This window comes from Streptomyces sp. NPDC054956 (genome assembly GCF_053609185.1).
In genome coordinates this window covers 17,399-28,798 of the sequence record NZ_JBSGXB010000065.1, presented here as the reverse complement: position 1 = coordinate 28,798, position 11,400 = coordinate 17,399, and the positions used below count along the sequence as shown (strand labels likewise).

13 protein-coding genes and 1 tRNA gene are annotated in these 11,400 nt (G+C 72.4%); 12 read left to right on the top strand and 2 right to left on the bottom strand.

Features of this window, described 5'->3' with window-relative positions:
• Positions 1–131 precede the first annotated feature (131 nt).
• A complete protein-coding gene (locus tag ACWGDE_RS13945) occupies positions 132–587 on the top strand; it encodes a pyridoxamine 5'-phosphate oxidase family protein (RefSeq protein ID WP_453389206.1) in 456 nt (151 codons plus the stop codon).
• 49 nt (positions 588–636) lie between these two features.
• Here ACWGDE_RS13945 and ACWGDE_RS13940 read toward each other — a convergent pair whose 3' ends face one another.
• Positions 637–1,368, bottom strand: a complete 732-nt coding sequence (locus ACWGDE_RS13940) for an SDR family oxidoreductase (protein WP_453389205.1) — start codon at positions 1,366–1,368, stop codon at positions 637–639.
• 175 nt (positions 1,369–1,543) lie between these two features.
• Here ACWGDE_RS13940 and ACWGDE_RS13935 point away from each other — a divergent pair, with 175 nt between their 5' ends.
• Both ACWGDE_RS13935 and ACWGDE_RS13930 read left to right on the top strand, forming a co-directional pair.
• Positions 1,544–2,161 (top strand): dihydrofolate reductase family protein, encoded by a 618-nt coding sequence (locus ACWGDE_RS13935; RefSeq protein WP_453389204.1) that lies wholly within the window; start codon positions 1,544–1,546, stop codon positions 2,159–2,161.
• Positions 2,162–2,276: 115 nt separating this feature from the next.
• Positions 2,277–3,191 carry a DMT family transporter gene (locus ACWGDE_RS13930; RefSeq protein ID WP_453389203.1) on the top strand — a complete coding sequence of 305 codons (915 nt, stop codon included), beginning with the start codon at positions 2,277–2,279 and terminating at the stop codon, positions 3,189–3,191.
• 120 nt (positions 3,192–3,311) lie between these two features.
• Here ACWGDE_RS13930 and ACWGDE_RS13925 read toward each other — a convergent pair whose 3' ends face one another.
• On the bottom strand, positions 3,312–4,316 hold the full coding sequence (locus ACWGDE_RS13925) for a Gfo/Idh/MocA family protein (protein ID WP_453389202.1): 1,005 nt from the start codon (positions 4,314–4,316) through the stop codon (positions 3,312–3,314).
• A 230-nt stretch (positions 4,317–4,546) separates the two neighbouring features.
• Here ACWGDE_RS13925 and ACWGDE_RS13920 point away from each other — a divergent pair, with 230 nt between their 5' ends.
• The 9 genes from ACWGDE_RS13920 to ACWGDE_RS13880 all read left to right on the top strand — a co-directional run bounded on the left by ACWGDE_RS13920 (position 4,547) and on the right by ACWGDE_RS13880 (position 11,371).
• Entirely contained in the window at positions 4,547–5,557 is a 1,011-nt protein-coding gene (locus ACWGDE_RS13920; RefSeq protein ID WP_453389201.1) for a sugar ABC transporter substrate-binding protein, read from the top strand.
• Entirely contained in the window at positions 5,554–6,612 is a 1,059-nt protein-coding gene (locus ACWGDE_RS13915) for an ABC transporter permease (RefSeq protein WP_453389200.1), read from the top strand. The genes ACWGDE_RS13920 and ACWGDE_RS13915 overlap by 4 nt, the downstream gene beginning before the upstream one ends.
• Positions 6,612–7,478, top strand: a complete 867-nt coding sequence (locus tag ACWGDE_RS13910) for an ATP-binding cassette domain-containing protein (RefSeq protein ID WP_453389199.1) — start codon at positions 6,612–6,614, stop codon at positions 7,476–7,478. Before ACWGDE_RS13915 ends, ACWGDE_RS13910 begins: the two co-directional genes overlap by 1 nt.
• A 16-nt stretch (positions 7,479–7,494) precedes the next feature.
• Positions 7,495–8,655 (top strand): ROK family glucokinase, encoded by a 1,161-nt coding sequence (locus ACWGDE_RS13905; RefSeq protein WP_453389198.1) that lies wholly within the window; start codon positions 7,495–7,497, stop codon positions 8,653–8,655.
• On the top strand, positions 8,652–9,239 hold the full coding sequence (locus tag ACWGDE_RS13900) for a hypothetical protein (RefSeq protein ID WP_453389197.1): 588 nt from the start codon (positions 8,652–8,654) through the stop codon (positions 9,237–9,239). Before ACWGDE_RS13905 ends, ACWGDE_RS13900 begins: the two co-directional genes overlap by 4 nt.
• Before the next feature lie 52 nt (positions 9,240–9,291).
• Positions 9,292–9,366 (top strand) — tRNA-Trp (locus tag ACWGDE_RS13895).
• Positions 9,367–9,401: 35 nt separating this feature from the next.
• Positions 9,402–10,034 (top strand): MBL fold metallo-hydrolase, encoded by a 633-nt coding sequence (locus ACWGDE_RS13890; protein ID WP_453389196.1) that lies wholly within the window; start codon positions 9,402–9,404, stop codon positions 10,032–10,034.
• Positions 10,035–10,064: 30 nt separating this feature from the next.
• A complete protein-coding gene (locus ACWGDE_RS13885) occupies positions 10,065–10,844 on the top strand; it encodes an exodeoxyribonuclease III (RefSeq protein WP_453389195.1) in 780 nt (259 codons plus the stop codon).
• Positions 10,845–10,927: 83 nt separating this feature from the next.
• Positions 10,928–11,371, top strand: a complete 444-nt coding sequence (locus ACWGDE_RS13880; protein WP_453389194.1) for a DUF6278 family protein — start codon at positions 10,928–10,930, stop codon at positions 11,369–11,371.
• Positions 11,372–11,400 lie beyond the last annotated feature (29 nt).

The following is an 11,400-nucleotide window of genomic DNA, read 5'->3' as shown; positions in this document are numbered from 1 at the left end:
CCGCTTGCCGGTGCGCCCCTGCGGCGTTCCCGCGCGTCGGGCGGCCTGCCCGCGGGGCGCTTCCCCCGGGCCGTTAGCCTGCGTCCACGGCCCGCGCACGCGAGCGCGGGCGCCAACAGGGGAGGCGGAAGATGACCACCGAAGGACCGCGTACGAGGGAACAGCGGCGCGCGGACGCGCTGTTCAGGTTCGAGAACGACATCGACGTCTGGGTGGCCACGGCCGACGCCGAGGGCGTCCCCTGCCTCGTGCCCCTCTCCTTCCGGTGGGACGGCGAGTCGTTCCTGATGTCGACCGGGCGCACCCTGCCCACCGGCCGCAACCTCGCCGCGAGCGGCCGCGTGCGCCTGGCCTTCGGCCTGACCCGCGACGTGGTCCTCGTCGAGGGCTCCGCGACCCGGCTGGAAGCGGCGGAGCTGGCACCCGGCGAGATCGAGGCCTTCGCGGCCCACTCCGGCTTCGACCCGAGCTCCCTCAAGACGCCCTACCCGTACTTCCGGGTCGCGCCGGTGTGGATCCAAGCCTGGCGCGAGGCCGACGAGATCGCGGGCCGCGATCTGATGAAGGACGGCCGCTGGCTGGACTGACGTACCGACAGGCGGCGGCGGGGCCGCGGGAGACGGCGCTCCCCGCGGCCTACGCCGCGTGCCCGCCGTCCACCGAGAACTCGGCGCCCGTGACGTACGCGGCGTCCGGCCCGGCGAGGAAGGACACCATGGCGGCCACCTCCGCCGGCGCGGCGAAGCGGCCCAGGGCCGTCATCGCGGACTGCGGGGCCGCGTAGGGGCCGTCCGCCGGGTTCATGTCGGTGTCGACCGGGCCCGGGTGCACGAGGTTCGCCGTGATCCCGCGGTCGCCGAGCTCCCGGGCCAGCGACTTGGTCAGGCCGGTCAGCGCGGCCTTGCTCATCGCGTACAGGGTTCCGCCCGGGCCCGGGACCCGCTGGGTCATGCAGCTGCCGATGGTGATGATCCGCCCGCCGGAGCCCATCCGCCCGGCCGCCGCCTGAGCCGTCAGGAACGCGCCCCGGACGTTGACCGCGAGCACCCGGTCCACGTCCGCGAGCCCCAGCGTCTCCAGCGGCCCGAGCACCCCGACCCCGGCGTTGTTCACCAGGACGTCGAGCCGTCCGAGGCCCCGTACGGTCTCCTCCACCGCGCCGGCCGCCGCTCCGGCGTCGCCCGAATCGGCCCGTACGGCCAGCCCGCGCCGGCCGAGCGCCTCGATCTTCCCGACGACCTCGGCCGCCGCCTCCGCGTCGTTGACGTAGCTGATCGCGACGTCGGCCCCGTCCTGCGCCAGCCGCAGGGCGGTGGCCGCCCCGATGCCGCGGCTGCCGCCGGTGACCAGAGCCACTGTGCCGTTCATGTGATTCCTCCGTGTCTCGCCCGCCAAGTAGTTGCGAGTTCAATGAAATAGCGGCCGGGGTTGGAGCGCTGGCGGGAATCGGACATGGCGTTCGCGCGCGCCGGACCGATGAGTTCCGGGCGGCCCGGGAGTCTGAACCGGCAACAGCGGACGCAGAGCCAAGGAGCGCAGAACCATGGGCAAGCTGACCCTCACCACCTTCCTGACCCTCGACGGCGTGATGCAGGCCCCCGGAGGACCGGAGGAGGACCCCAGCGGAGGGTTCGCGTACGGCGGCTGGCTGGTGCCGTTCGCCGACGAGGGCATGGGGGAGTTCATGGACGAGGTCTTCGAGCGGCCCGGGGCCTTCCTGCTGGGGCGGAAGACCTACGAGATCTTCGCCGCGTACTGGCCCGAGCACGACGACCCGGCCAACCCGATCGCCGTCAAGCTGAACGGGCTGCCGAAGTACGTGGCCTCGACCACGCTGGAGGAACCGGCCTGGGGCCCGACCACCGTGATCGACGGGGAGCAGCTGCAGTCCGAGGTCGTACGGATCAAGGACGGGCTGGAGGGGGACACCGAGCTCCAGGTGCACGGCAGCGGGCAGCTCGCGCAGTGGCTGCTCGCCCGGGACCTGGTCGACGAGCTGAACCTGCTGGTCTTCCCGGTCTTCCTGGGCGCGGGCCGCAGGCTCTTCCCGGCCGGCGCGCTGCCCACGGCGTACGAACTCCTCGCCTCCCGCACCACCGCGAACGGCACCGCCATCCACTCCTACCGCCCGACGGGACGGGCCGCGTTCGGCACCTTCTGAGCGGGGTGGCCGAGGGGTGGGATAACGCCTCGACCTGGGCGATCATGCTCCGGTAGCGTGAGCGTCCCCGTGCGAGCCAGTGACGCCTCCACCCCTTCCTGCCGCAGGAGTCCCGGTGTCCACCCTCGCCGCCCCCGCTTCCGTCACCGCCCCGCGCCGCGCCTGGCTCGCCGATCTGCCGGTGCTGCTCGTCGCCGTCGTCTGGGGCGGCAGCTACCTCGCCGCCAAGGGCATCACCACCACGCACACCGTGATCGCGGTGCTCGTGCTCCGGTTCGCCCTGGTCCTGCCCGTGCTCGTCGTCGCGGGGTGGTCGAAGCTGCGCGCGCTCGACTCCGCCCAGCTGCGCGGCGCCGGGGTACTGGGACTCGTACTCGGCGGGATCTTCCTGCTGGAGACCTACGGGGTCGTCCACACCTCCGCCACCAACGCCGGGCTGATCATCAGCCTGACCATGATCTTCACCCCGCTGGCCGAGTCCGCCGTCCGCCGCACCGCCCCCTCGGCCGCCTTCCTCGGCGCCGCCGCCGTCTCCGTCGCCGGCGTCGTGCTCCTCACCCAGGGCGCCGGCTTCACCGCCCCCAGCCTCGGTGACCTGCTCATCCTCGGCGCCGCCCTCGCCCGGACCCTGCACGTCCTGCTCATGGCCCGGATCAAGGCGGTCCAGGACGCCGACTCGCTCTCCCTGACCACCGTCCAGCTCGGCAGCGCCGTCGCCGTGTTCGCCGTACTGGCCGCGCTGCCCGGCACCGGCGCGAGCCCCTGGGCGGCCGCCGCCGGTTTCGGCGCCGCCGAGTGGGCCGGGCTCGCCTTCCTGTCCGTCTTCTGCACCCTCTTCGCCTTCTTCGTGCAGATGTGGGCCGTACGCCGCACCTCGCCCTCCCGGGTCAGCCTGCTGCTCGGCACCGAACCCCTGTGGGCGGCCGCCGCGGGCATCGCCATCGGCGGCGAGCACCTCGGGGCGGCCGGTCTGGCGGGGGCCGCGCTGGTGCTCGCGGGCACCGCCTGGGGACGGCGCGCGGCGGGCTGAACGACCGGCCGGGCCGAACGATTGGCCGAAACGAGCCCGGATCCGGGACGGCTCCCGGTCTAGGGTGACCGCATGGACGGGATGCCGGGAGGCTTACGACGCTCACCGGGCCCGCGGAGCTCACCGCCCCGGCAGTTCCTCCAGCCGGACCGTGCGCCGCTCGCGCCGCGAGAGCTCGCAGGCCTCCGCCACCCGCAGCGCGGCGAGCGCCTCGGCGCCGTCGCACGGATTGGGCCCCTCGCCGCGCACCAGCCGGACGAAGGCCATCAGCTCCGCCTCGTACGCGGGGGCGAAGCGCTCCAGGAACCCGGACCACGGTTTGCTCGCCGGGGGCGGGCCGTGCGGTTCGGTCGAGGCGATCGGCGTACGGTCGTCCAGCCCGGTGGAGACCTGGTCCAGCTCCCCGGCCAGCTCCATCCGCACGTCGTAGCCGGCGCCGTTGCAGCGCGTACCGGTACTGGAGACCAGCGTCCCGTCGTCCAGGGTGAGGACGGCGGCGCCCGTATCAACGTCATCCGCCTCCCGGAACCGGGGCGGCCCCGCGTCCGACCCGGTCGCGTACACCTCGGTCACCTCGTGCCCGGTCACCCAGCGGACCATGTCGAAGTCGTGCACCAGGCAGTCGCGGAACAGCCCGCCCGAGCCGGCCAGGTACGCGGCCTGCGGCGGAGCCGGATCGGCCGTCGTGGTCCGTACGGTGTGCAGCCGGCCCAGCGCCCCCGAGCGGACCAGCTCCCGCGCCGTTCCGTACCCCGCGTCGAAGCGGCGCATGAACCCCAGCTGGAGCACCCCGCGGGCCTCCTCCACCTCGCGCAGCACCGCCAGGGTGCGTTCCAGGTCCGGGGCGACGGGCTTCTCGCAGAACACCGGCAGGCCGCCGCGGACCGCCCGTACGACGAGCTCCGCGTGCCCCTCGGTGGCACAGGCCACCACCAGCGCGTCCACGCCCCAGGTGAAGACCTTGTCGACGGACGGCGCGGCGGTGGCCCCGAGCCGGTCGGCGAGGCGCGCCGCCCGCGCGGGGTCGGCGTCGGCGAGCAGGAGCGAGCCCGCGTCCGCCTGGCGGGCCAGTGCCGCCGCGTGGAAGGACCCGATCCGGCCCGTTCCGATGAGCCCGATGCGCATGCACTCAACGTGGCCCCGTCCGGGGGACCTGTCAATCTGCCCGGCTGCGTCCCGATGAGTCCGTGATGGCCCCGATGACCTTGCATGGTGCACTGTGACGGATACTGGGCGGCTGCGGCCGCCGAACACACGACCGCCCGGGCGGACGCGGCGGGAGCGGCGCGCACGTGCCGCGGCGGCCGCGGTACGGCGCCGGGACAGCGGCGGGACGAGCGAAAGGCACGGCAGACGTGGCTAGGGTCAAGGCAGGGGTACGCGTCGTGGGCGCGGTGCTCGCGGCGGTACTGGGAGCCTCCCTCGTGGGCTGCAGCAGTACGGGCGGCAAGCGCGCCGAGGATCGGGCGAAGGCCGAGGCGGCGGGCCGGCCCGCGGTGTCCACTCCGCGCTGGACCTTCGCGATGGTCACCCACGCGGGCGACGGCGACACCTTCTGGGACATCGTGCAGAAGGGAGCCAAGGAGGCCGCGGCGAAGGACAACATCAACTTCATCTACGCCCACGACGACCAGGCGCAGCAGCAGGCCCAGTTCGTCCAGAACGCCATCGACCAGAAGGTCGACGGGCTGATCGTCTCCCTCGCCAAGCCCGATGCCCTCAAGGACGTCCTCGCCAAGGCCGTCAAGGCCGGCATCCCGGTGATCACGGTCAACTCCGGATCCGCCCAGTCCGCCGAGTACGGGGCGCTCGCCCACATCGGCCAGGACGAGGAGATCGCCGGCGAGGCGGTCGGCACGGAGCTGACGAAGCGCGGACGCAAGAAGGCCGTGTGCGTCCTGCACGAACAGGGCAACGTCGGCCACGAGCAGCGCTGCGCCGGGGCGAAGAAGTCCTTCGGCGGCACCATGGAGAACCTGTACGTCGAGGGCACCAACATGCCGTCCGTGCAGGCCGCCCTCCAGGCCAAGCTCCAGGCCGACCCGTCGGTCGACGCGATCGTCACGCTCGGCGCGCCCTTCGCCCCCACCGCCGTCAAGGCCAAGGAGGCGGCGGGCAGCAAGGCGGAGGTCGACACCTTCGACCTGAACGCCTCGGTGGCCCGGGACCTGAAGTCCGGCGCGCTCGGGTTCGCCGTGGACCAGCAGCCCTACCTCCAGGGCTACGAGGCCGTCGACCTGCTCTGGCTCAACCGCTACAACGCCGATGTGCTCGGCGGCGGCCGCCCGGTCCTGACCGGCCCGCAGATCGTCACCGCGGACCAGGCCGCCAAGCTGGAGGAGTTCATCAAGCGGGGCAGCCGATGAGGCCTCCCGCACCCGCCCCGGCCGCCCCGGCCCCCGCCCCGGCGGACGAGCGGCTCGCCCCGACCTCGCTGCTGCGCCGCCTGCTCGGCAGGCCCGAGCTGGGCGCGGTCGTCGGCGCGGCCGCCGTCTTCGTCTTCTTCTCCTTCGCCGCCGACAGCTTCCTGCGGGCCTCCAGCCTCAGCACGATCCTGTACTCGGCCTCCACCATCGGCATCATGGCCGTCCCGGTGGCCCTGCTCATGATCGGCGGCGAGTTCGACCTGTCCGCCGGTGTCATGGTCACCACCTCGGCGCTGTTCAGCTCGATGTTCAGCTACCAGATGACGGCCAACGTCTGGGTCGGCGTCCTGGTGTCGCTGCTGGTCACCCTGGCCATCGGCTTCTTCAACGGGTTCATGCTCACCCGTACGAAACTGCCGAGCTTCATCATCACGCTCGGCACCTTCCTGATGCTGACCGGCCTGAACCTCGGCTTCACCAAGCTGATCAGCGGCTCGGTCTCCACCAAGACCATCGCCGACATGGAGGGCTTCTCCTCCGCCCGCGCCCTCTTCGCCTCGCAGTGGACCGTCGGCTCGGTCACCCTGAAGGTCACCATCCTGTGGTGGCTGCTCCTGGTCGCCGTCGCCACCTGGATCCTGCTGCGCACCCGCGCCGGCAACTGGATCTTCGCCGTGGGCGGCGGGGCGGACGCGGCCCGCGCGACCGGCGTCCCGGTCGTGAAGACCCGCATCGGGCTCTACATGGGCGTCGCGCTGTGCGCCTGGATCTCCGGACAGCACATCCTGTTCTCGTTCGACGTGGTCCAGTCGGGCGAGGGCGTCGGCAACGAGTTCCTCTACATCATCGCGGCCGTCATCGGCGGCTGTCTGATGACCGGCGGCTACGGCTCGGCGATCGGCTCCGCCGTGGGCGCCTTCATCTTCGGCATGACCAGCAACGGCATCGTGTACGCCCAGTGGAACCCGGACTGGTTCAAGTTCTTCCTGGGCGCGATGCTGCTGCTGGCCACGCTGCTCAACGCATGGGTCCGCAAGCGGGCGGAGGCGAAGTGATGACCGCGACCGGTACGAAGACCACCGGCGGGGCCACCGCGCCCGCTCTGGTGAAGCTGAGCGACGTCAGCAAGTACTACGGGAACATCCGCGCCCTCCAGGGCGTCTCCCTGGAGGTCTCGGCGGGCGAGATCACCTGTGTCCTCGGGGACAACGGCGCCGGCAAGTCCACCCTCATCAAGATCATCGCGGGGCTGCACCGGCACGACGCCGGCACCTTCGAGATCGAGGGGGAGGAGACCGTGCTCGCCAACCCGCGCGCCGCCCTCGACCATGGCATCGCCACCGTCTACCAGGACCTCGCCGTGGTCCCGCTCATGCCCGTCTGGCGCAACTTCTTCCTCGGCTCCGAGCCCACCAAGGGCCGCGGTCCCTTCCGCCGCCTCGACGTGGAGCTCATGCGCGCGACCACCCGCGCCGAGCTCCTGCGCATGGGCATCGACCTGCGGGACGTGGACCAGCCCATCGGCACCCTGTCCGGCGGCGAGCGGCAGTGCGTGGCCATCGCCCGCGCCGTCCACTTCGGCGCGAAGGTCCTCGTACTCGACGAGCCCACCGCGGCCCTCGGCGTCAAGCAGTCGGGCGTGGTCCTCAAGTACGTGGCCGCCGCCCGCGACGCCGGCCTCGGCGTGGTCCTGATCACCCACAACCCGCACCACGCCCACCTGGTCGGCGACCGGTTCGTGCTCCTCAAGCGCGGCACCATGGCGGGCAGCCACACTCGCGACTCGATCACCCTGGACGAGCTCACCCGCCAGATGGCGGGCGGCTCCGAGCTCGACGAGCTGAGCCACGAACTGGAGCGAGTGGCAGAATCAGGACCTGACAGCGCATCCGGCACCACATCCGGCACCACCGCACCATGAGGGACGACACGACTCGATGAGCACGTACCGGGACTTCACGCTCGCCCACCGGGGGGCGGCGCGAGGCACCGTCCTGCGGACCATCGGGACCCGTGAGCGCAGGTCGCACCTGACCGCCCCGCGCGTTCCGACCGTCGGCATCGACATCGGCGGGACCAAGGTGATGGCCGGCGTCGTCGACGCCGACGGGATCATCCTGGAGAAGATCCGGACCGAGACCCCGGACAAGTCCAAGAGCCCCAAGGTCGTCGAGGACACCATCGTCGAGCTGGTCCTCGACCTCTCCGACCGGCACGACGTGCACGCGGTGGGCATCGGCGCCGCCGGCTGGGTCGACGCCGACCGCTCCCGCGTGCTCTTCGCCCCGCACCTGGCCTGGCGCGACGAGCCGCTGCGCGACGCGCTCCAGTCCCGGCTCGCGGTCCCGGTCATGGTCGACAACGATGCCAACACCGCCGCCTGGGCCGAATGGCGCTTCGGCGCCGGCCGCGGCGAGGACCACCTCGTCATGATCACGCTGGGCACCGGCATCGGCGGGGCCATCCTGGAGGACGGCCAGGTCAAGCGCGGCCGCTACGGGGTCGCCGGCGAGTTCGGCCACATGCAGGTCGTCCCCGGCGGCCACCGCTGCCCCTGCGGCAACCGCGGCTGCTGGGAGCAGTACAGCTCCGGCAACGCCCTGGTCCGCGAGGCCCGCGAGCTGGCCGCCGCCGACTCCCCGGTCGCCCACAACCTCATCGCCAGGGTCGGCGGCAACGTCCAGGAGATCACCGGGCCGCTCATCACCGAGCTGGCCCGCGAGGGCGACGCCATGTGCGTCGAGCTCCTCCAGGACATCGGCCAGTGGCTCGGCGTGGGCATCGCCAACCTGGCCGCCGCCCTGGACCCGTCCTGCTTCGTCATCGGCGGCGGCGTCAGCGCCGCCGACGACCTGCTCATCGGCCCCGCCCGCGACGCCTTCCGCCGCCACCTCACCGGCCGCGGCTACCGCCCCGAGGCCCGCATCGCCAAGGCCCAGCTCGGCCCCGAGGCCGGCATGGTCGGCGCCGCGGACCTCGCCCGACTCGTCGCCCGGCGGTTCCGCCGCGCCACGCGCAGGCGCGTCGAGCGGTACGAGCGCTACGCGCAGTTCGGCCGGCGCGAAGCCACCGGCCCCGAAGACCAGGAACAGAAGTGACACCGCCCTCCCTGCCCCGTCAGGCCCCGCCGCCCGACGAGGCGCCCTCCGCGACGCCCGCCGAGGACCGCAAGCACGTGGTCCGGCGGCGCTGGATCACCGCGATCATCATCCTGCTGCTGGTCGGGGTCCCGGCCGGATACCTCGCCGTCTCCGCGCAGCAGAGCCGCCAGAGCGGCCGCGACAAGGCGGCCAAGGTGGGCGCGGCCAAGGTGCGCACCGCCTGGCCCTCCAAGGTGCAGCGCAGCGTCTACGAGGTCCCGATCCCGACGACGGCCTCGCGGGTCGGGTACCTGGAGACCAACAACTGGCACACCAGCCGGCTGTACGTCCAGTTCGGGGTCACCCCGGAGGAGTTCGACACCTTCCTGGCCGACGTCGGCACCAGCCGGGAGGCGCTGACCCGCGGGGTCTCGATCTCCGAGGAGGACGCCGCGGCCGCGGGCTGGCGCTGGGGCAAGAAGGACGCCTGGTACGGGATCACCCTGGACGCCCCGGACCCCCGTCCCACCCGTGACATCACCGTCGACCTCAGCCAGCCCGGATACCCCAAGGTCTTCGTGGTCTCCACGGCGGTGCCGTAGGCCGCAGGCCTGCCCCGGGCCGGCCGCCACGGGTACAGTACGGCCCGGGGGCGGAGCCGTAGCGCAGAGGTCGTCGCGCGCGGTCTCCAAAATCGCGAGGACGCCGGTTCGAATCCGGCCGGTTCCGCCTTCCACCTCGCCGGGACCGCTTAGCCTCGGATCATGAAGCTCACCAAGCGGCTGCACTCCTGCGTCCAGCTGGAGAAGGACGGGCGCGTGCTCGTCATCGACCCGGGCGCCTTCAGCGAACCGGACGCCGGTCTCGGGGCGGACGCCCTGCTGGTCACCCACGAGCACGCCGACCACTTCGACGAGGGCCGGCTGCGGGCCGCCCTCGACGCGAATCCGGCGGCCGAGCTCTGGAGCCTGCGCAGCGTCGCGGAGAAGCTCGCCCCCGCCTATCCGGGCCGGGTCCACACCGTGGGCCAGGGGGACGCCTTCACCGCGGCGGGGTTCGAGGTCCAGGTGCACGGCGAACTGCACGCCGTGATCCACCCGGACATCCCGCGGATCACCAACGTCGGCTACCTGGTGGACGCGTCCCTCTTCCACCCGGGGGACGCGCTGACCGTGCCCGCGGACCCGGTCGAGACCCTCATGCTCCCGCTGCACGCCCCGTGGAACAAGATCGCCGAGGTGATCGACTACGTCCGCGAGGTCAAGCCGCTCCGGACCCTCGCCATCCACGACGCGGGCCTGACCGACCTGGTGCTGCCGATCTACGCCACCCAGATCGGCAACCTCGGCGGGGCGGAGTACGGCCGACTCACCGCCGGGGACAGCTCCGACCTCTGACCGTCGGTGCCGGGCGGTAGGTTGGACGGCATGCGTATCGCCACGTTCAACGTCAACTCGATCACCGCCCGGCTGCCGCGCCTGCTGGCCTGGCTGGAGAGCTCGGGCACCGATGTCCTGTGCCTCCAGGAGACCAAGTGCTCCGCGGAGCAGTTCCCCTACGAGGAGCTCCGCGAGCTGGGCTACGAGTCGGCGGTCAACGCCACCGGCCGGTGGAACGGCGTGGCCCTGCTCTCCAAGGTGGGCCTGGAGGACGTGGTCGTCGGCCTGCCCGGCGGGCCCCTCTACGAGGAGGTCGACGAGCCCCGCGCCGTCTCCGCCACCTGCGGCGGGGTGCGCCTCTGGTCGGTGTACGTGCCCAACGGGCGCGAGGTCGAGCACGACCACTACGGCTACAAGCTGGACTGGTTCCGGGCCCTGACCACGGCCGTCGCCGAAGACGCGGCGGGGGAGCGCCCGTTCGCGGTGCTCGGCGACTTCAACGTGGCCCCCACCGACGAGGACGTCTACGATCCGGCGGTCTTCGCGGGCGCCACCCACGTCACCCCGGCCGAGCGGGCCGCCCTGGAGCAGCTGCGGTCCGCCGGGCTCTCCGACGTCTTCCCGCGCGCGCTCAAGTACGACCGGCCGTACACCTTCTGGGACTACCGGATGCTCGCCTTCCCGAAGAACAAGGGCATGCGCATCGACCTGGTCTACGGGAACGGGGCCTTCACCAAGGCCGTCACCGATTCCTTCGTCGACCGCGAGGAGCGCAAGGGCAAGGGCGCCTCCGACCACGCGCCGGTCGTCGTCGACCTGGATCTCTGAGCGGCGGCCCGGCCGGCTCCCGATCTGTCACGGTCCAGGCGCGTCCTGTCGCCCACCGGGGATCCGGGTGTCAGTCTGGGCTTATGAACATCCCTTTCCTGGCCAACTGGCTCAACCGACACGAAACGGAGCGGAGCGCGGGCGGACTCGCCGCCGCCCTCGCGGACGACCCCGAGGGCATCAACGAGTTGTTCGCGGAATGCGAGATGCTGCGCGCCCACGCCCGGTCCGCCGGACTCGAACTCGACGAGAGCCCGCACTCGTTGGAGGAGCTGGACCAGCTGATGCCGCGCTGGCGCCGGGACCCGGAGGTCACCCCGTGGCTGGGCAACGACGCGGGGTTCTACCTCGGAACCGTGATCGTCCGGTCCGTCCCGGGCGCGGGCTGGCAGGTGTGGCCCAACGGGCAGCCGATGATCCGCCTCGCCTCGGGCCGGGAGCTGAACGTCGTCGAGTCGGGTGTCTCCTGGGCGATGACGGGGTCACCCGAGCTCAGCCAGGCCTACGCGGAAGCCTCGGAAGGCTGACCTCGCGGCCCTTTATGCCGCTTTTAGGC